This window comes from Amycolatopsis deserti (assembly GCF_014653945.1).
GTDB classification, from domain to species: domain Bacteria; phylum Actinomycetota; class Actinomycetes; order Mycobacteriales; family Pseudonocardiaceae; genus Amycolatopsis_E; species Amycolatopsis_E deserti.
In genome coordinates this window covers 42,814-61,762 of sequence record NZ_BNAU01000009.1, presented here as the reverse complement: position 1 = coordinate 61,762, position 18,949 = coordinate 42,814, and the positions used below count along the sequence as shown (strand labels likewise).

Annotated in this window: 18 protein-coding genes; 13 read left to right on the top strand and 5 right to left on the bottom strand. The window is 72.7% G+C overall.

Annotation, left to right across the window (positions count from 1 at the left end):
- Window positions 1-43: 43 nt before the first annotated feature.
- Window positions 44-841 (top strand): IclR family transcriptional regulator, encoded by a 798-nt coding sequence (locus IE290_RS31190; RefSeq protein ID WP_191248316.1) that lies wholly within the window; start codon window positions 44-46, stop codon window positions 839-841.
- An 86-nt stretch (window positions 842-927) separates the two neighbouring features.
- Window positions 928-1,491: a nucleotidyltransferase family protein gene (locus IE290_RS31185; protein ID WP_191248315.1), complete on the top strand. Its 564-nt coding sequence runs from the start codon at window positions 928-930 to the stop codon at window positions 1,489-1,491.
- Between the two features lie 265 nt (window positions 1,492-1,756).
- Here the strand turns inward: IE290_RS31185 and IE290_RS31180 are convergent, their stop codons facing one another.
- Entirely contained in the window at window positions 1,757-2,140 is a 384-nt protein-coding gene (locus IE290_RS31180) for a tautomerase family protein (RefSeq protein ID WP_191248314.1), read from the bottom strand.
- Between the two features lie 85 nt (window positions 2,141-2,225).
- On the opposite strand from IE290_RS31180, the gene IE290_RS31175 reads away from it, so the two are divergent.
- Window positions 2,226-3,095 (top strand): AAA family ATPase, encoded by an 870-nt coding sequence (locus tag IE290_RS31175; protein WP_191248313.1) that lies wholly within the window; start codon window positions 2,226-2,228, stop codon window positions 3,093-3,095.
- 188 nt (window positions 3,096-3,283) lie between these two features.
- Here the strand turns inward: IE290_RS31175 and IE290_RS31170 are convergent, their stop codons facing one another.
- Entirely contained in the window at window positions 3,284-3,922 is a 639-nt protein-coding gene (locus tag IE290_RS31170) for a class I SAM-dependent DNA methyltransferase (RefSeq protein WP_229874832.1), read from the bottom strand.
- Between the two features lie 75 nt (window positions 3,923-3,997).
- On the bottom strand, window positions 3,998-4,603 hold the full coding sequence (locus IE290_RS31165) for a TetR/AcrR family transcriptional regulator (protein ID WP_191248312.1): 606 nt from the start codon (window positions 4,601-4,603) through the stop codon (window positions 3,998-4,000).
- 63 nt (window positions 4,604-4,666) lie between these two features.
- Between IE290_RS31165 and IE290_RS31160 the strand changes: the two genes are divergently transcribed.
- The 8 genes from IE290_RS31160 (at window position 4,667) to IE290_RS31125 (ending at window position 15,383) form a co-directional block, all read left to right on the top strand.
- Entirely contained in the window at window positions 4,667-6,157 is a 1,491-nt protein-coding gene (locus IE290_RS31160; RefSeq protein ID WP_191248311.1) for an FAD-dependent monooxygenase, read from the top strand.
- A 10-nt stretch (window positions 6,158-6,167) separates the two neighbouring features.
- On the top strand, window positions 6,168-7,277 hold the full coding sequence (locus tag IE290_RS31155) for a vWA domain-containing protein (protein ID WP_191248310.1): 1,110 nt from the start codon (window positions 6,168-6,170) through the stop codon (window positions 7,275-7,277).
- Entirely contained in the window at window positions 7,270-8,382 is a 1,113-nt protein-coding gene (locus IE290_RS31150; protein WP_191248309.1) for an XdhC family protein, read from the top strand. The genes IE290_RS31155 and IE290_RS31150 overlap by 8 nt, the downstream gene beginning before the upstream one ends.
- A 213-nt stretch (window positions 8,383-8,595) precedes the next feature.
- Window positions 8,596-9,138 carry a (2Fe-2S)-binding protein gene (locus IE290_RS31145; RefSeq protein WP_191248308.1) on the top strand — a complete coding sequence of 181 codons (543 nt, stop codon included), beginning with the start codon at window positions 8,596-8,598 and terminating at the stop codon, window positions 9,136-9,138.
- A 1-nt stretch (window position 9,139) separates the two neighbouring features.
- Window positions 9,140-11,578, top strand: coding sequence for a xanthine dehydrogenase family protein molybdopterin-binding subunit (locus tag IE290_RS31140; RefSeq protein WP_191248307.1), 2,439 nt, complete (start codon window positions 9,140-9,142; stop codon window positions 11,576-11,578).
- Window positions 11,575-12,432, top strand: coding sequence for an FAD binding domain-containing protein (locus tag IE290_RS31135; protein ID WP_191248306.1), 858 nt, complete (start codon window positions 11,575-11,577; stop codon window positions 12,430-12,432). The genes IE290_RS31140 and IE290_RS31135 overlap by 4 nt, the downstream gene beginning before the upstream one ends.
- A 376-nt stretch (window positions 12,433-12,808) precedes the next feature.
- Window positions 12,809-13,489: an SRPBCC family protein gene (locus IE290_RS31130; protein WP_191248305.1), complete on the top strand. Its 681-nt coding sequence runs from the start codon at window positions 12,809-12,811 to the stop codon at window positions 13,487-13,489.
- Window positions 13,490-14,324: 835 nt separating this feature from the next.
- Window positions 14,325-15,383, top strand: coding sequence for an FAD-dependent oxidoreductase (locus IE290_RS31125; RefSeq protein ID WP_191248304.1), 1,059 nt, complete (start codon window positions 14,325-14,327; stop codon window positions 15,381-15,383).
- A 291-nt stretch (window positions 15,384-15,674) separates the two neighbouring features.
- On the opposite strand, the gene IE290_RS31120 is transcribed toward IE290_RS31125, so the two are convergent.
- Together IE290_RS31120 and IE290_RS31115 are read right to left on the bottom strand one after the other, a co-directional pair.
- The gene (locus IE290_RS31120; protein WP_191248303.1) at window positions 15,675-16,487 is read right to left on the bottom strand and encodes an amidohydrolase family protein; all 813 of its coding nucleotides are present in this window, start codon (window positions 16,485-16,487) and stop codon (window positions 15,675-15,677) included.
- Window positions 16,480-17,079, bottom strand: coding sequence for a TetR/AcrR family transcriptional regulator (locus tag IE290_RS31115; protein WP_191248302.1), 600 nt, complete (start codon window positions 17,077-17,079; stop codon window positions 16,480-16,482). The genes IE290_RS31120 and IE290_RS31115 overlap by 8 nt, the downstream gene beginning before the upstream one ends.
- Before the next feature lie 24 nt (window positions 17,080-17,103).
- On the opposite strand from IE290_RS31115, the gene IE290_RS31110 reads away from it, so the two are divergent.
- Window positions 17,104-17,571, top strand: a complete 468-nt coding sequence (locus tag IE290_RS31110) for an SRPBCC family protein (protein WP_191248301.1) — start codon at window positions 17,104-17,106, stop codon at window positions 17,569-17,571.
- 44 nt (window positions 17,572-17,615) lie between these two features.
- Window positions 17,616-18,947 (top strand): glutamine synthetase family protein, encoded by a 1,332-nt coding sequence (locus tag IE290_RS31105; RefSeq protein ID WP_191248524.1) that lies wholly within the window; start codon window positions 17,616-17,618, stop codon window positions 18,945-18,947.
- Window positions 18,948-18,949 lie beyond the last annotated feature (2 nt).

Genomic DNA, 18,949 nt, shown 5'->3' with positions numbered 1-18,949 from the left:
ACCCTCAACGGAGGCGCTTCGCGCCGCGGCTAGATTGGCGAGCATGGAGGAACCGGCCGAGCGCGGAGCGCACCACGTCCAGTCGCTGGAGCGCGGCCTGGCCGTGATCCGCGCGTTCGGCGCCGGGGCGCCCGAGCTGACGCTGTCCGATGTGGCGCGCTCGACCGGCCTGACCCGTGCCGCGGCGCGGCGGTTCCTGCTGACGCTCGTCGACCTCGGGTACGTGCGCACGGACGGCAAGTACTTCTCGCTCACCGCGCGGGTGCTGGAGCTGGGGTATGCGTTCCTGTCCAGCATGACGCTGCCGGAGGTCGCGCAGCCGCACCTGGAACGGCTGTCGGCCGAGGTGCGCGAGTCGAGTTCGGTGTCGGTGCTCGACGGGGCGGACATCGTGTACGTCGCGCGGGTCGCGGTGTCGCGGATCATGACGGTGAGCATCAACGTGGGCACCCGGTTCCCGGCCTACGCGACGTCGATGGGGCACGTGCTGCTCGCCGGCCTGGACGACGAGGGTTTCGCGCGCTACCTGGAGCAGGCCGAGCTGCAGGCGCTGACCTCGCACACGCTGACGTCCCCGGCGGCGCTGCGGGCGGAGCTGGCCGCGGTGCGGCAGCAGGGGTGGGCGCTGGTCGACCAGGAGCTGGAGGAGGGGCTGCGCTCGGTGGCGGCGCCGATCCGGGACCGGCAGGGCAAGGTTGTCGCGGCGGTGAACGTGTCGACGCACGCGAGCCGCACCCCGCGGGAGACGGTGGTCGAGGAGATGGTGCCGCCCCTGCTGGCCGCCGCGAAGCGAATCGAGGACGATCTGGCCGTGGCCCCGGTGCAGGCGCGCCGTGGTTGAGTGCGCGGGGCTGTTGCTCGCGGGCGCGGGACGGCCTTTGAGGCGTCCGTGGGCCATTGTGGCTGTGGCATCGGTGCAGGTGCGTCGTGGTTGAGTGCGCGGGGCTGTTGCTCGCGGCGGGCGCGGGGCGGCGGATGGGCCGTCCGAAGGCGCTGGTCGAGCTGGCCGGAGAACCGTTGCTGCACCGGGCTTTGCGCGCACTGACCGACGGCGGCTGCGCCCCGGTGCGGGTGGTGGTGGGCGCGCAGGCCGCGGAGGTGCGGGCGTTGTTGCCGTCCCCCGACCTCGCGGTCGAGGCGCCGGACTGGGTCACCGGGATGGGCGCGTCACTGCGGGCCGGACTGCGCGCGCTGCCGGAAGCTCCGGCGGTCTTGGTGCACCTGGTCGACTTGCCCGGGGTGGACGCGCGGATCGTGGCGAGGCTGCGTGCGCTGGCGTCGGCGGAGGTGGTCGCGCGCGCCGCCTACGACGGCGTGCCGGGGCATCCCGTGTTGTTCGGCCGCCGGTGGTGGGAGGAGATCGCCGAGAGCGCCACGGGCGACCGCGGAGCCCGCGACTGGCTCCGCGCCCGCACCGACCTGCGCCTGGTGGAATGCGCCGACCTGGGCGGCGGCCAGGACGTGGACACCCCAGCGGACCTGCCCCGCTAGGCGGCAACGCCACCTCCACGGGCGTCCCCCCAGCCCAGCCGCGACCGCCCCGGCGCCCAGCCGGGCGCACCAGGCCGCGACAACGCTGCTCACGCCGGGCCACCAGCGACCCAGCCCGCGGCAACCCCGCGGGCGCCGGCTCACGCGGCGGGTTTCCCACCAACCCAATCGCCGCGGCCATCAGCCAACCCGTCCTAGGCGGCAACACCCGCCGTCCCCGCCCCACCCGCCGGATGCCCCACAACCCCGCCCCCGCCAAACCGTCCTACGCCGCCACAACCCCGCCGACGCCGGTCCGCCCCGTCGGTGTCCCCACCAGCTCCACCGTCACCCCCGGCCGCACGCGCTCCCCGAACACCGCCACCACCGCCTCCGTCACCCCGGCCACCAGCCGCGCCACGAGGTCACCCGCGTCCGGGCGCTCGAAGGCGGCCTCCCGGATCCCGAAGGTCACCGACGGCGCCGGCGCCACCGCCGGCTTGCCCCCGATGCCCCACCGGTTCGCCGGCACCCCGACCAGCCGCACGACCGCGATCTCCCGCGCCCATTCCCCGTACACCGCGACGATCGCCTCCGTCAGGCCCTCGATCAACTCGGTCTCCCGCCCGGCGAGGTCGCTCTCCAGGACGTGGACGGTCAGATGTGGCATCTCAACTCCCAAAGTAGATTTGCAAGCAAAGCTAATCCGGTGCGGAGTGGCTGTCAACCACGGCCCAACCCCTTAGGGTGGAGGCGTGAAGGTCAACTCACCCGAAGAGCTGGCGACGGAGCTGGACCGGGTCGGCTACCTGGCCGACGAGGGCGTCGCCACCGCCGCGTTCCTCGCGTTGCGCATGCAGCGCCCGCTGTTCTGCGAAGGCGAACCCGGCACGGGGAAGACCTCGCTCGCCGTGTCGCTGTCCGAAGCGCTCGGCCTGCCGCTGGTGCGGTTGCAGTGCCACGAGGGCATCGACGCCGCGCAGGCCCTGTACGAATGGGACTTCCCACGCCAGCTGCTGCACCTGCGCGCGCTGGAGGCCGGCAGTGAGCACCTGGACGTCGACGCCGCCGAGCAGTCGCTGTTCACCGAGCGGTTCCTGCTGGCTCGCCCCCTGCTGCGGGCGCTCAAGGAGTCGCCGTGCGTGCTGCTGGTCGACGAGATCGACCGCGCCGACGACGAGTTCGAGGCTTTCCTGCTGCAGCTGCTCGACGAAAACGCGGTCACGATCCCGGAGTTCGGCGAGATCCGCGCGGAGCGCCCGCCGCTGGTGCTGCTGACCTCCAACCGCACCCGCGAGGTGCACGACGCGTTGAAACGGCGCTGCCTCTACCACTGGCTGGAGCACCCGGACCTGGCCCGCGAGGTCGCCATCCTGCGCCGCCGGCTGCCCGGAGTCGGCGAACGGCTCGCGACGCAGGTGGCCGCGGCCGTCCGCCGGCTGCGTGAGCTGGAGCTGCTGAAGCCGCCGGGCATCGCCGAGTCGCTGGACTGGGCGCAGGCGTTGCTGGCGCTCAACCGCAGCGAGCTGGACGCGGAGGTCGCCGCCCGGACCCTCGGCGCGGTGCTCAAGTACTCCGAGGACCTCGACCGCGTCCGCGCCAAGCTCGACACGGTGCTGGCCTAGCCGACCCGGGCGAGCGCGTACTCCACGAACGTGAGCACCTCCGGAAGCGGTGGTGCAGGACGTCCGCGAGGCCGACGGGTAGCCGACCTCGATCTCCTTGTCCCCCATCTCGACCATGAGCCGGAAGAAGCGCCGCTTGCGCTCCGGGTCCATCGGTTCGGCCAGTGCCTGGTTGCCGTCCAGCGGGCTCAGCCGTCGCGCCGGGCGAGCAGATAAGCCTGCGGTGTCGCCTCCAGTTCGTGGGCGGGGTCGCGTACTACCCGCGCCGTCACGCTGATCCCGGTCTGTGCCAGCAGATCGGCGATGCGGTCCGGCGGCAGGCGGTAGGCGTCGGCCGACACGGCGTGCCCGTACGCCTGCTCCACGCGCTTGCGCTCGTCACCGACCTGGAACGCCAGCAGCAGGTGCCCGCCCGGCACCAGCACCCGCGCGAACTCCGCGAACACCGACGGCAGCAGCTCCGGCGGCGTGTGGATGATCGAGTACCAGGCGAGCAGCCCGCCGAGGCTCTCATCCGGCAGGTCCAGCTCCGCCATCGCGCCGATCTCGAACCGCAGGTGCGGGTACCGGCGCCGCGCCTCGGCCACCATCCCCGGCGACAGGTCGATCCCGAACACCGGAACCCCCAGCGAGTCCAGGTGGATGGTGATGCGGCCCGGCCCGCAGCCGACGTCGGCCACTCCTCCGCCGTCGGCCAGCACGTGCTCGGCGAAGACCCCCAGCATCGCCCGGTCCATCGGGCTCTGCGCCAGGTTGTCCTCCAGCGTCTTCGCGTAGTCGATCGCGACGGTGTCGTACGCCGCGCGGGTCTCCTCGAGGTAGGTCACGCGGCGACCGTATCGGGTACGGGCCCGCTCGGCGGCCGGACGCGCCGCGGGGAAAACCCTTGCCGCGCAAGAAGATCAGCGTCGCAGGCCGTGCTCCAGGAGATCGAAGGCCCGGTCGATCACCGCGGGCTGGTCGCGGTGCACGTCGTCGGGGTCGTCGCCGTCCAGCATCCGCCGGCAGGCGTGCTCGTAGATCGAGTCGAGGGTCGCGGACACCAGGTTCGCCGTCAGCCGCGCCTCCAGCGGATCGCCGGTCTCCTCGGCGAGCAGCCGGGTGAGCAGGTCGGCGATCTCGCGGGACTGCTCGTAGGTCCGGGTGACCAGAGCGGGGCTGGCGTACAGGATCTTCAGGAACCCCACCGCGCCGGGCCGGGTGCCGGCCAGCGGGTGCCGCTGTGCCACCAGTTCGTGGTGGTACCGCCGCAACGCGGTCGCCACGTCCTGGCCGTCGGGGCGCTCCCGGATCACCCGCTCCAGGTCGCGGAGCCGGTCGGCGTGCCGGTCGAGGAACAGGTCCTCCTTGCGCGGGAAGTAGTTGAACACGGTCATCTTCGACACGCCGGCCGCCTCGGCGACCTCGGCCACCGTCACGTCGTCGAAGCCCCGCGCCGCGAACAGTCCGGTCGCGACGTCGGAGATGTGCCGCCGGGTCGCCCGCTTCTTCTCTTCGCGCAGTCCCACACGCCGATCCTATACCGAATCAAAAATTTGACCGAGTACAAGATTTTGCGGCAGCATGTCCGCATGGACTTCGATGTGGTGATCTCCGGGGGCGGGCCGGTCGGCCTGATGCTGGCGGGCGAGCTGCGGCTCGGCGGGGCGACCGTGCTGGTCGTGGAACGGCGCACCGAGATCGACCCGACCCTCAAGGCGGGCTCGATCAACCTGGTGACGGCCGAGGCGCTGTACCGGCGCGGCCTGCTGGACCGGCTCGAGGCCGAGCGCGACCAGGCGCTGCGGGCGATGAAGGTCGGGACGGGGCTGCGGAACTCGCCGCCGCCGCTCGTCGGGCACTTCGGCGGGATCATGGTCGGCTCGGACCGGGTCGACTTCACCGACCCCGCGTTCCGCGACGCGGGACCGGCGGCCCGGCTGACGCTGGTGGGCCAGCAGTCCGTCGAGAAGGTGCTGGAGCAGCACGCGACCGGCCTGGGGGCGGTCGTGCGCCGGGGCGCCGAGGTCACCGGGTTCGACGCCGATGACCACGGCGTGACCGTCTTCCTCGGCGGCGACCGGGTCCGCGCCGGCTGGCTGGTGGGCTGCGACGGCGGCCGCAGTCTGGTGCGCAAGCTCGCCGGGTTCGCCTTTCCCGGCACCGATCCGGAGATCACCGGGCGCCAGGCGCTGGCCGACCTCGACGGTGCCGAGGCGCTCGGGGTGGGCTGGCACCGCACGGATACCGGCGTCTACGTGCACGGCCCGCTGCCCGGGCGGATCCTGACCGTGGAGTTCGACGGCCCGCCCGCCGACCGCACCTCGCCGGTCACGGTGGCGGAGCTGCAGGAGAGCGTCCGCCGAGTGTCCGGAGTGGACGTCACGGTCACCGCGCTGCGGTCCGCGACGCGGTTCACCGACAACGCCCGTCAGGCCACCACCTACCGCCGGGGCCGGGTGCTGCTCGCCGGGGACGCGGCCCACGTGCACTCGCCGTTCGGCGGGCAGGGGCTCAACCTCGGCATCGGCGACGCGGTCAACCTCGGCTGGAAACTCGCCGCGACCATCCGCGGCACCGCGCCGGAGGGGCTGCTCGACACCTACACCGTCGAACGGCACCCGATCGGCGAGTGGGTGCTGGAGTGGACCCGGGCGCAGATCGCGGCGATGCGGCCGGACCCGCGCGCCAAGGCACTGCGCTCGGTGCTCACCGACCTGCTCACCACCGGCGACGGCTCGACGTACCTGGCGAAGAAGCTGTCCGGGCAGCTGCACCGCTACCCGGTCGACGGCGAGCACGACCTCGCCGGCCGCAGCGCGCCGGACTTCGAGTTCACCGACGGCAGCCGGCTGGCCGACCACTGCCACGACGGACGGGCCGTGCTGATCGGCGCGCGGATCGACGACGAGCGGGTGCGCGTGGTGCCCGGCCGGTGCGTCCAGCGGCCCGGCCTCAAGGCCCTGATCAGGCCGGACGGCCACGTCGCGTGGGCCTCCGAGGACGGCGGCACCGACGGGCTGGAGAAGGCGTTCGCGACCTGGTTCGGCACGCGCGACCCCTCACATCGGGTTTTCGCGTAACAATGGGCAGGTGAGCACCCAGGATCCGCTGGCGGGATTCGTCGGCTTCGCCACCGCGCTGCGCGAAGCCGGCGTCGCATGCGGGCCGCAGCGGGTGCAGGCCTACCTCGACGCGGTCGAGCGTCTCGACGTCGGCGAGGCGGACCAGCTGTACTGGGCGGGCCGGCTGACGCTGTGCTCGGACCCGGACGACCTGATCCGCTACGACGACGCGTTCGCGCAGTGGTTCGCCGCCGCGCCGCCGGAACCGCGGCCGGCCACGGTCCGCCGCGAGCAGCGGTCCCGCATGGCGGCACTGGTGTCCCAGTCCGCGGGCGAGGGCGAGGCCGAGTCGGACAACGACGAGCTGCGGGTCGCGGCGACGGACGCGGAGGTGCTGCGCGAACGCGATCTCGCCGAGCTGACCAAGGCCGAGCGGGAGCACCTGCGGGAGCTGATGGCGGTGCTGCGGCCGCAACCGCCGGTGCGGAAGTCCTTGCGCAGCAGGCCCGCCCGCCGCGGCTCGCTCGATCCGGGGCGGACGCTGCGCGCGATGCTGGCCGGCGGCGGGGAACCGGTGCGCCTGGTGCACCGGAACCGGTCGAACCGGCCGCGGCGGGTGGTGCTGCTGCTCGACGTGTCCGGCTCGATGAGCCCGTACGCCGACTCGCTGCTCAGGTTCGCGCACGTCGTGGTCCGCCGGGCGCCGGCCGCGGTCGAGGTGTTCACCCTCGGCACGCGGCTGACCAGGGTGTCCCGGCAGTTGCGGCAGCGCGACCCGGAACGCGCGATGCTGGCCGCCGGCACCGCGGTGCCCGACTTCGCCGGCGGCACCCGGCTGGGCGAGACGCTGCGGATCTTCCTGGACCGCTGGGGACAGCGCGGGCTCGCGCGCCGCGCCGTCGTCACGGTTTTTTCCGACGGCTGGGAGCGCGGGGATCCCAGCCTGCTCGGTGAGCAGATGGCGCGGATGCGCCGTCTGGCGCACGCGGTGTTCTGGGTGAACCCGCACGCGGGACGCGAAGGCTACGCTCCGGTGCAGTCCGGCATCGCGGCCGCGCTCCCGCACGTCGACCGCTTGCTGGCCGGCCACAGCCTGGCCACCCTGGAACGACTGCTGCTGGAGATCCGCGATGCATGACGTACTGGACGAGTTGTACAAGCGCTGGCGCGAGGGCGAGGCCGTCGGCGTCGGGACCGTCGTGGCGACGTTCTCGTCGGCCCCGCGTGCGCCGGGCGCCGCGATGCTGGTCACCGAGGACGGCACGGCGGTCGGCAGCGTGTCCGGCGGCTGCGTCGAGGGCGCGGTGTACGAGCTGGCGCAGCAGGTCGTGGCTGACCGCGAGCCGGTGCTGCAGCGCTACGGCGTCAGCGACGACGACGCGTTCGCGGTGGGCCTGACCTGCGGCGGGATCATCGACATCTACGTCGAGCGGATCGACCGGGAGACCCTGCCCGAGCTGGGCGACGTCGTGGACTCCGTGCACCGCGGGGAGCCGGTCGCCGTCGTCACCGTGATCGAGCACGAGGACCCGGAGCGGCGCGGGCGGCACATGATCGTGTGGCCGGACCGGACCGCGGGCACGCTCGGCACCGACCGGATCGACGACGCGGTCGCCGACGACGCGCGCGGCCTGCTCGCCAACGGGCGCACCGGGACGCTGCACTACGGGCTCGAGGGCGAGCGGCGCGGCGAGGGCATGGCGGTGTTCGTCAGCTCCTTCGAACCGCAGCCGCGGATGCTGGTGTTCGGCGCGATCGACTTCGCGGCGGCGATGGCGCGCATGGGCTCCTACCTCGGTTACCAGGTCACGGTGTGCGACGCGCGTCCGGTGTTCGCCACCGCGTCGCGGTTCCCGGAGGCCGACGACGTGGTCGTGGACTGGCCGCACCGCTACCTCAAGGCCGAGGCGGAGGCGGGCCGGATCGACCGGCGGACGGTGATCGCGGTGCTCACCCACGACCCGAAGTTCGACGTGCCGCTGCTGGAGGTCGCGCTGCGGCTGGACGTCGGCTACATCGGGGCGATGGGATCGCGGCGCACGCACGAGGATCGCCTCACCCGCTTGCGGGAGGCGGGATTGACAGAGGACGAACTGTCGCGATTGGCCTCCCCGATCGGGCTCGACCTCGGGGCGCGCACACCGGAGGAAACGGCGGTGTCGATCGCCGCGGAGATCATCGCGTTGCGGTGGGGCGGCGGCGGGAAACGGCTCACGGAGTTGTCCGGGCGCATCCACGGCTGACTTCTCGCGCGTGCACGAGTGGGCCCTTTCGCACCTCTGCGAGTGGTCAGTTCGTACGAGGCTGTTCCGCGTTTGCGGCGGTGTTGCGGGGGATTTCCGTGCAGTTGCGGGAGCCGGGTTGAAGTGTCACCCAACCAGGACTTGTCCGATCGGCACGGACGTAGCACGCTCGCTTGTGAAGCCGATCACCCAGCTCCCACCACTGGAGGCCTCATGCGCATCACCGTCAATGTGGACGGAACCAGCTACACCGACGAGGTCGAACCCCGCACGTTGCTCGTTCACTACCTGAGGGAGACGCTCGGGAAAGTCGGCACCGTCGTCGGGTGCGACACCAGCAACTGCGGTGCCTGCACGGTGCACCTCAACGGGCACAGCGTGAAGTCCTGCTCGGTTCTCGCCGTGCAGGCCGACGGGGCCGAGGTGACGACCATCGAGGGCCTGGCCCGCGACGGCAAGCTCCACCCCGTGCAGGAAGCGTTCCACGACAACCACGCCCTGCAGTGCGGGTTCTGCACCCCGGGCATGATCATGCAGTCGATCGACCTGCTCGCCGACAACCCGAACCCCGACGAGCACGCCGTGCGCGAGGGGCTGGAAGGAAACCTGTGCCGCTGCACGGGTTACCAGAACATCGTCCGGGCCGTGCGCGACGCCGCGCAGCGGATGAGCCCGGGCGCGGGCCCGGAGGCCGAGCGCGTGTCCGGTGACGACGTCACCCGGGCTCCCAGCGCGTTCGCGGGCGGGGGCGAGTGACATGACGTCGACGATCGAGCCCGAGGTCGGCAAGGCGCGCACCCGCAAGGAGGACGCGCGGCTCATCACCGGCCGCACCCGCTGGACGGACAACATCACGCTGCCCGGGATGCTGCACGTGGCGATCCTGCGCAGCCCCTTCGCCCACGCCCGGATCAATTCCATCGACACGGCCGCGGCGCGGGACATGCCGGGCGTCGTGGCCGTCTACACGGCCCGCGACCTCGACCCGGACAGCGCGATCGGCATGCCGTGCGCGTGGCCGATCACGCCGGACATGAAGCAGCCGCGGCGGCCCGTGCTGGCCGCCGACCAGGTCAACTTCGCCGGTGAGGGCGTCGCGGTGGTGGTGGCCCGCAGCAAGGCCGAGGCCGCCGACGCGCTCGAGGCCATCGACGTGGACTACGAGGAACTGCCCGTGGTCCTCGGCCTGGAGAACGCGATCGCCGACGACGCGCCGCTGGTCCACGAGGACCTGGGCACGAACAAGCAGGCGACCTGGGTCTTCGACTCGGGCGAGGCCGGCACCGGCGGCAACGTCGAGGAGGCGCTGTCCGGCGGTGAGGTCGTGCTCAAGCGCCGCTTCCGCCAGCAGCGGCTGGTCCCGGCGTTCATGGAGCCGCGCTCGGTCGTGGTCGACCCGACCGGCACCCAGATCACCATGTGGTCGGCCACCCAGGTGCCGCACATCCTCAAGACGATGACCGCGCTGACGCTCGGCATCCCCGAGCACAAGTTGCGCGTCATCGCGCCGGACGTCGGCGGCGGGTTCGGCGGCAAGATCGCCGTGCTGCCCGAGGAGACCATGGCGGTCCTCATCGCGCAGAAGCTCGGCAAGCCGGTCAAGTGGACCGAGACCCGCTCGGAGTGCATGCAGACCGCGCACCACGGCCGCGACCAGATCCAGGACATCACGATCAGCGCGAACCGCGACGGCACGGTCACCGGCCTCAAGGTCGAGCTGCTCGCCGACATGGGCGCCTACAACGGGCTGGTCGGCCCCGGCGTGCCGATCCTGGGCGCGTTCATGTTCAACGCGATCTACAAGATCCCGGCCTACCACTTCGCGTGCACGAACGTGTTCACCAACACCACGCTCACCGACGCCTACCGCGGCGCCGGGCGGCCGGAGGCCACGTTCGCTATCGAGCGGATGATGGACGAGCTGGCCGCCGAGCTGGGCATGGACCCGCTGGAGCTGCGCGAGAAGAACTGGATCAAGCACGAGGAGTTCCCGTTCACCACGGTCTGCGGGCTGACCTACGACTCGGGCAACTACGAGGCCGCCACCGAGCGCGCCAAGGAGCTGTTCGACTACGAGGGCCTGCGTCGGGAGCAGCGGGAACGCCGTGAGCGCAAGGATCCGGTGCAGCTGGGCATCGGCATCTCGACGTTCACCGAGATGTGCGGCCTGGCGCCGTCCCGGGTGCTCGGGTCCCTCGACTACGGGGCCGGCGGCTGGGAGCACGCGGCCATCCGCGTGTTGCCCACAGGCAAGGTCGAGGTCGTGACCGGCGCCTCGGCGCACGGGCAGGGGCACGAGACGGCGTGGAGTCAGATCGTCGCCGACCGGCTCGGTGTGGCGTTCGAGGACATCGAGGTCATCCACGGCGACACGCAGTCCTCGCACAAGGGCATGGACACCTACGGGTCGCGGTCGCTGGCCGTCGGCGGCATCGCGGTGGTCAAGGCCGCCGAGAAGGTCGTCGACAAGGCCCGCACGATCGCCGCGCACCTGCTGGAGTGCTCGCCGGACGACCTGGAGTTCGAGGGCGGCAAGTTCACCGTCCGCGGCACGGACACGTCGACGACGATCCAGGACGTCGCGTTCGCGACCTTCGCCGCGCACAACCTGCCCGACGGCATGGAGCCCACGCTGGACTCGGAGGCCGTGTTCGACCCGGAGAACTTCTCGTTCCCGCACGGTACGCACCTGTGCGCCGCCGAGGTGGACACCGAGACCGGGCGGGTGCGGTTGCGCTCGTACGTGTGCGTGGACGACGTGGGCAAGGTGGTCAACCCGCTGATCGTGGAGGGGCAGGTGCACGGCGGTCTCGCCCAGGGCATCGCGCAGGCCCTCTACGAGGAGGCGGTGTTCGACGAGAGCGGCACGCTCACCACCGGCACGTTCGCCGACTACCTGCTGCCCTCGGCGGCCGACCTGCCGTCGTTCGTCACCGACCGCACCGAGACGGCGGCGACGTCGAACCCGCTGGGTGTCAAGGGCGTCGGCGAGGCCGGCACGATCGCCTCCACCCCGGCGGTGGTCAACGCGGTGGTGGACGCCGTGCGGCACTTCGGGGTGAACGACATCGAGATGCCGTGCTCGCCCATGCGGGTTTGGTCGGCGATCCACCGCGGCCGCACCGACGCCGGTGGCGTCGGCGCGGAAGCCGGCGGCGGACTGGGTTCCATCGACGCTTCGGGAGGTGCGCAGTGATCCCCGCTGCCTTCGACTACGTCGCCCCGTCCACTGTGGACGAGGCGGTGCAGGCACTGGCCGCGGCCGGTGAGGACGCCAAGGTGCTGGCCGGCGGGCAGAGCCTGCTTCCGGTGCTGCGGATGCGGCTGGCCGCGCCGACGACGCTCATCGACCTCGGCAAGATCACCGAGCTGCGGGGCGTCCGCGACGACGGTGACGCGATCGTCATCGGCGCCATGACCACGCACTACGACGTGCAGCGCGACCAGCTGGTCGCCGAGCACGCCGCGCTGCTGGCCAGGGCGACCGACACGGTGGCCGACCCGCAGGTGCGGCACCGGGGCACGTTCGGCGGTTCGATCGCCCACGCGGACCCGGCGGGCGATCTGCTGGCCCCCGCGCTGGCGCTGGACGCCGAGATGGTGATCGCGAGCAGCAGCGGCAGGCGGACCGTGCCGGCGGCGGAGTTCTTCCAGGACTTCTTCACCACGGTGCTGGACCCGGGCGAGATCCTGGTCGAGGTCCGCGTGCCGAAGCACACCGGCTGGAAGGCGCACTACGAGAAGTTCAACCGGGTCGCCCAGGCGTGGTCGATGGTCGCGGTGGCGGCCACGGTCCGCACGGACGGCGACACGATCGCCGAGGCTCGGGTGGCGCTGACGAACATGGCGTCGGTGCCGGTGCGCGCCACCGCGGTGGAGCAGGCCCTGGTCGGCCAGTTCGCGTCTGACGACACCATCCGCGCGGCGGCCGCCCACGCCGCCGAGGGCACCAGCCCCACAGCGGACGGCAACGCGGACGTGGAGTACCGCCAGGAGCTGGCGAAGGTGCTGACGGGCCGGGCCGTGTCGGCAGCCCTGGCAGCGGTCTGAGCCCGGTGGGTGGCCACCCCGGCGGCGGGGTGGCCACCCACCGCACGGCCGCGCGGTCCTGCGCGCGGCCGCGGCCCGCCGGTGCGCGGCCCCCGTCCCCCGTGGGCACCCACCGCCCAGCTGCGCCGGGCACGCCGCCCCGCCGCTCTGCCGCCTCGCCGCCGAGGATCGAGCGGGCCGCGTCGTCTCGGCGCCCAACCGCGGTGAGCAGCCACCCCGAAAGCCATCCCCCCGCGCACAGCCACCCAGTGCCCGCGCAGCCACTCACCGCGCGCACAACCACCGATCCGGGTCCCTCGAAGTCACCCGCAAGCCGGTTCCGGCACTAAGGTGGCTCCGAGGGACTTGCAGCTTTCTGGAGAAGGGAGGTCGGCCCGTGCGGCTCGACCATGAATTCACCGTTCCGGCCCCGCCCGCCGAGGTGTGGAAGGCGGTCACCGACCCGGAACGCGTTGCCCCCTGCATGCCGGGCGCGACCCTGACCAAGGTCGAGGGCGACACGTTCACCGGCACGGTCAAGGTGAAGCTGGGGCCGATCTCCCTGCTGTACAAGGGCTCCGGCGAGTTCCTGGAGACCGACGAGCAGGCCCGCAAGATCGTGATCAAGGCCTCCGGCAAGGACTCCCGCGGAGCCGGCACCGCGGCGGCGACCGTCACGGTGACGCTGGCCGAGGAAAACGGCGGCACCAAGGGCACCGTGGCGACGGACCTGAACGTCACCGGCCGCCCGGCGCAGTTCGGCCGCGGCATGATCTCCGAGGTCGGGGGCAAGATCCTGGACCAGTTCGCCGCTAACCTGGCCGACCGCCTCGGCACGCCGGAGGCCCCCGCGACCCCGGCGGCGGAGGAGAAGCCGGCCGAGTCCGGGGTGACCACCGAGCCGGCCCCGGACAAGCCCAAGCTCGAGACGGTCAAGCCCCAGCCGCAGGAAGCCGAGGCCATCGACCTCTTCGAGTACGCCGGCAGCTCCGTGACCAAGCGCCTGGCCCCGGTGCTGGCCGGAGTCGCCGCGGTGCTCGGCATCGTGGCGATCGTGCGCCTGATCCGCCGCCGCTGACCCTTCGCGCGTCGAGCAGGCACCACCCCCCTGCTCGACGCGCCCCCCGACGCAGCGCGGCTCGTTCCGCGCCCCGGACACAAGACGCAACCGCGCGCCCCGCGCTCCGCGGTCCCGGGCGCCCCGCGCCTCGCGGGTCGTCGCGCCATGCGCGGCCCCCCGCCCTTCGCCCCCAGGTGCCTTTCGGCCTCGCCCTCCGCCCCGCGCGCCTCGCCCTCCACATTGGGGGCCCGCCGCCCCGTGCGCCTCCGCCTGCGCGCCCCGCGGTCCGCGCCTCGCGGGCCCCGCGCCCCGCGATCCCCGCGCGCCCGCGCCTCGCGATCGCGCAACGCGCGCCCCCGCCACGTGCCCGCCCCTTCGCCCCAGGGGCCTTGCGGCCCTGCCCTCCGCCCCGCCCTCCGCGTTGGGGTCCCTCCGCCTCGCGCCCCTCCGCCTGCGCGCCCCGCGGTCCCGCGCCCCCCGCGGTCCGCGCCTCGCGGGGCTCGGGGCCCCGCGCGCGAGCTGTCCCGCGCGCCCCGCACCTTCGCGCCAGGGGCCTCGCCCCTCCGCACCGGGCGCCTCGCGCCCCGCGCGCCCCGCGCGCCTCGCGCCTCGCGCCCCGCGCCCCGCGGGTCTCGCGCGCCGCGCATCGAGCCTCCGCGCCTCGCGGGTCTCGCGCGCGCCGCGCGCCCGCGCGCCGCGCCTCGCGGGTCTCGCGCGCGCCGCGCATCGCGCCTCCGCGCGTCACGGGCCTCGCAGCCCGTCCCGCGTCGCCTGGGCGCTTTGCCCCGGTTGCCGCGACGTGCTGCGCGCCACGGTGGGGAAGTGGCGCGCCGCCTGGGCGGTTGTACCGGGTGTGCGCAGCGAAACCGACGTCGTGGTGATCGGGGCGGGGCAGGCTGGGCTGTCGGCCGCCTACTTCCTCCGGCGGGCTGGTCTGGAGTTCGTCGTCCTCGACCAGAATCCCGGGCCGGGCGGTGCGTGGCGGCACCGGTGGCCGTCGCTGCGGTTGGACAAGGTCCACAAGTTCCACGACCTGCCCGGCATGGCCTTCGCCGAGCAGGACGAGCACCGGATGGCCTCGGAGGTCGTCGCGGAGTACTTCGACCGCTACGAGCGCACCTTCGACCTGCCGGTCCGTCGCCCGGTCGAGGTGCGAGCCGTGCGGGACGAAGGTGAGCGGCTCCTCGTCGAGAGCGCCGGCGACAGCTGGGCCGCCCGCGCCGTGATCAACGCGACCGGCACCTGGACCCGCCCGTTCTGGCCGCACTACCCCGGCCAGGAGACGTTCACCGGCCGCCAGCTGCACACCGCCGACTACCGCAGCGCCGAGGAGTTCCGCGGGCAGCACGTCCTGGTCGTCGGCGGTGGGACGTCGGCCGTGCAGCTGCTGATCGAGATCGCGGACTTCGCCGGCGGCACCACGTGGGTGACCCGCCGCCCGCCGGTGTTCAAGGACGTCGAATTCGGCCCCGAACTGGGCCGCGAAGCCGTGGCGAAGGTCGAGCGCCGGGTCCGGGCGGGCCTGCCGCCGGCGAGCGTGGTCAGCGTGACCGGCCTGATGCGGACGCCCCAGGTGCGTGACGCCGAGGCCCGCGGAATCCTCGACCGCAAGCCGATGTTCGACCACATCACGCCGACGGGCGTGGTGTGGCCGGACGGCAGCGAACAGCGCGTGGACGTGATCCTCTGGGCGACCGGCTTCCGCGCCGCCCTGGACCACCTGGCGCCGCTGCACCTGCGCGAACCCGGCGGCGGCATCCGCATGGAGGGCACCCGCGTAGCCGCCGAGCCGCGCCTCCACCTGGTCGGCTACGGCCCATCCGCGAGCACGATCGGCGCGAACCGCGCGGGTCGTGCGGCTGTCCGCGAGATCCGGCAGTTGCTCGCCGGGGTGGAGGTCGCGGCGGCATAAGCCGGACCTGCGGGCGAACTGCGGTCTGGCGGGACGCCCGGTGGGTGAGAATTGTGCGGGCCGCGCGGCTGCTCGCGAGGTTCGGTGACCGCTTGCCGGGTCGGAAGCAGTGGCGGCGGTGGAGTCTGGCGGAAGCCGGTGGATGAGGACTGTGCGGGCCGTGCGGGATCGGGACCCCCGGTCGCGGGCGGCAGGGGCACGCACCCTGGTGGGCGCCAACGGAGGTTGCCGGCGCGGCTGCCGGGTCGGCGCGGCTGGAGTCTCCCCAGCGCGGCTGACCCGCCCAACGCGCTAATTCGGCAGCGCGAACACCCGCCGGGCGTTGCCGCCCAGGAACAGCTCCTCCGGGGTGGCTCCCAGCTCCAGGTCGGGCAGTCGCTTCAGCGCCTGGGCCGGCGTCAGCATCGGGTAGTTGCTGCCGAACAGCACCCGCGTCCGGCCGCGTCCCCGCATGTACTCCACCAGCTCCCCGGGTAACCGGTGCACCGCGTAGGCCGACGTGTCCACGTAGAAGTTCGGGTACTTCGTCGCCAGGGACAGGACCTCCGCCATCCACGGGTAGCCCACGTGCCCGCCCACCACGACCAGCTCCGGGAAGTCGAGCAGCACCTCGTCCAGGTAGGGGATCGGCCGCCCCGGCTCGGACGGGCACAGCGGCCCGGTGTGCCCGATCTGCGTGCAGAACGGCACGTCCTCCTCCACGCACGCGACGTAAACCGGGTAGTAGCGCCGGTCGTTCGGCGGCAGGTTCCACAGCCACGGCACCACCCGCACCCCGACGAACCCGTTCCGCACGCACCGCCGGATCTCCCGCACCGCCCGCACCGGGTCCGTCAGATCCACCGAGGCCACCCCGGCGAACCGGTCGGGGTGCGCCGACACCACCTCGGCCACCTCGTCGTTCGTGATCAGCGCGCCGCCCGGCCCGTGCCACGCCGACAACAGCCCGACCCGCACCCCGGCCTCGTCCATCGCGTCGAGCGTCGCCGCCAGCCGCGGCGCCCGGCGGGACATGTCCGTCCACCGCAGCAGCGTCTCCAGCCACGGCTGGTCCATGAACCGCTGGTTCGGCTGCTGCATCCACACGTCGATCACGTCAGCCATCGCTCTTCCCTTCGCCGGTCAACAAAGTGCGGGCAGCCCGCGCCACCAGGGCCTCGGCCAAAACGGGGGGTGGCCGCCCCTGCGCCAGGTAACGCCGCACAGTCGCGTACGGCAGGTCGATCAACACCAGCAGCAGCTCGTCGGTGCCCAAACCGGTGGCCGGACGCAGCGGCCGCAGCGCGGCCCGCAGGATGTGGTCGAGGTCGGCGTCCGTCCGGCCGGCCGCTGTCCGGTCCTCCGCGGACCAGGTGCCGAACCCCAGTGCCCGCTTGCCCGCGTACAGCACCTGCGCCTCACCCGGATGCTCCCGGCACCAGCGCACCACCGAGGCGGTCGCCTCGACCACGGCCCGCACCGACGGCTCCGACCCCAGCACCGAGCGGTAGTCGCCGTGGAACCGCCGCACCGTCCGCAGCCACAGCGCGGCGAGCAACGCCGGCCGCCCGGAGAACCGGTGGTACACCGACCCGCTGGGCGCCCCTGCCTCCCGCGCCACGGCCGACATGGTCACGGCCTCCGGCCCACCCGAAGCGAACAGCCGGACGGCCGCGTCCAACAGGTCGTCGGCGGAATGACGAGGTGGCCTCCCCATTTTTTAGAGAGTACTCTCCAATTCATGGTGGTCAACCTCCACACCCGCCGCTTCGCCGTCGGCGAGACCGCGACCGGGAAACTGATCGACTCCCTCGGCGGGCCCGGCGACCGGTTGTGGCCGCGGAAGTGGCCGCCCATGCGGCTCGAACTGGAAGTGGGCGCGACCGGTGGTCACGGCCCGGTTCGCTACCGCGTCGAGTCCTACGTGCCGGGCCGGCTGCTCCGCTGCCGTTTCCTGCGCCCGCGCGGCTTCGACGGCTACCACGAGTTCACCGCTCTGCCCGGTCCGGATGGCACGAGCGAGCTGCGGCACGTCGTGGTGGTCCGGCTGCGCCGGTGGGCGCTGCTCACCTACCCGCTGTTCTGGCGTCCGGCACACGACGCGGCGCTGGAAGATCTCCTGGACCGCGCCGAGCGTGAGCTCACCGGCACCGTCGCCCGGCCCGCCCGCTGGAGCCCGTACGTGCGGCTTCTCCGCGCGCTCGCTTGACAGCGCACCGCCCGCCCTCAAAGGTTTGACCCATGAACAAGGGCATGCTCACCCTCGACCAGCTCCGGGAACTGGTCGAGGAGGGCACCGTGGACACCGTCCTCGTCGCGATGACCGACATGCAGGGCCGTCTCCAGGGCAAACGCTGCTCGGCCGAGTACTTCCTCAACGAGGTCGTCACCCACGCCACCGAGGCCTGCAACTACCTGCTCGCCGTCGACGTGGACATGAACACCGTCGACGGCTACGCGATCTCCTCCTGGGAAAGCGGTTACGGCGACTTCGTGCTGCGCCCCGACCTGTCCACGCTGCGCCGCGTGCCCTGGCACGACGGGACCGCCCTGGTCCTGTGCGACGTCGAGCGCGTCGAGGGCGGCGAGGTCACCGCCTCGCCACGGCAGGTCCTGCGCGGCCAGCTCGACCGGCTCGCGCAGCGGAACCTCGCCGCCTACGTCGGCACCGAGCTGGAGTTCATCGTCTTCGACGACACCTACGAACAGGCCTGGCGCCGCGGCTACCGCGACCTCCAGCCGGCCAACCAGTACAATGTGGACTATTCGATGCTCGGCACGGCGCGGCTGGAACCGTTGCTGCGCCGCATCCGCAACGACATGGCCGGCGCCGGCATGTACGTCGAATCCGCCAAGGGCGAGTGCAACCCCGGCCAGCACGAGATCGCGTTCCGCTTCGACGAGGCCCTGCGCACCTGCGACAACCACAGCATCTACAAGACCGGCGCGAAGGAGATCGCCGCGCAGGAGAACCGCAGCCTCACCTTCATGGCGAAGTACAACGAGCGCGAGGGCAACTCCTGCCACATCCACCTCAGCCTGCGCGGCACGGACGGCACGCCGGTGTTCGCGCAAGACCCGACGCTGATGCGGCACTTCATCGCCGGACAGCTGGCCTGCCTGCGCGAGCTGACCTGCTTCCTCGCCCCGAACATCAACTCCTACAAGCGTTTCGTGCCCGGCAGCTTCGCGCCGACCGCCGTCGCCTGGGGCACCGACAACCGCACCTGCGCGCTGCGCGTTGTCGGTCACGGGCCGTCGCTGCGGGTGGAGAACCGGGTGCCGGGCGGCGACGTCAACCCCTACCTCGCGGTCGCCGCGCTCATCGCCGCCGGCCTGCACGGCATCGAGAACGAGCTGCCGCTGGAGGACGAGTTCATCGGCAACGCCTACCACTCGGACAAGCCGAGGGTCCCGGCCACGCTGCGGGAGGCGGCGGAACTGCTGTCCGACAGCAAGGTCGCCCGCGAGGCGTTCGGCGAGGACGTCGTCGAGCACTACCTCAACGCTGCCCGGGTCGAGCTCGCCGCCTTCGACGCCGCCGTCACCGACTGGGAGCGCCAGCGTGGGTTCGAACGCCTCTAAAC

Excerpts from the sequence above, each read along its gene's own strand:
- IE290_RS31190 (WP_191248316.1), top strand. The coding sequence starts at position 44 with ATGGAGGAACCGGCCGAGCGCGGAGCGCACCACGTCCAGTCGCTGGAG.
- IE290_RS31180 (WP_191248314.1), bottom strand. The coding sequence starts at position 2,140 with ATGCCACATCTGACCGTCCACGTCCTGGAGAGCGACCTCGCCGGGCGG.
- IE290_RS31160 (WP_191248311.1), top strand. The coding sequence starts at position 4,667 with ATGGACTTCGATGTGGTGATCTCCGGGGGCGGGCCGGTCGGCCTGATG.
- IE290_RS31150 (WP_191248309.1), top strand. The coding sequence starts at position 7,270 with ATGCATGACGTACTGGACGAGTTGTACAAGCGCTGGCGCGAGGGCGAG.
- IE290_RS31145 (WP_191248308.1), top strand. The coding sequence starts at position 8,596 with ATGCGCATCACCGTCAATGTGGACGGAACCAGCTACACCGACGAGGTC.
- IE290_RS31140 (WP_191248307.1), top strand. The coding sequence starts at position 9,140 with ATGACGTCGACGATCGAGCCCGAGGTCGGCAAGGCGCGCACCCGCAAG.
- IE290_RS31120 (WP_191248303.1), bottom strand. The coding sequence starts at position 16,487 with ATGGCTGACGTGATCGACGTGTGGATGCAGCAGCCGAACCAGCGGTTC.
- IE290_RS31115 (WP_191248302.1), bottom strand. The coding sequence starts at position 17,079 with ATGGGGAGGCCACCTCGTCATTCCGCCGACGACCTGTTGGACGCGGCC.
- IE290_RS31110 (WP_191248301.1), top strand. The coding sequence starts at position 17,104 with ATGGTGGTCAACCTCCACACCCGCCGCTTCGCCGTCGGCGAGACCGCG.
- IE290_RS31105 (WP_191248524.1), top strand. The coding sequence starts at position 17,616 with ATGCTCACCCTCGACCAGCTCCGGGAACTGGTCGAGGAGGGCACCGTG.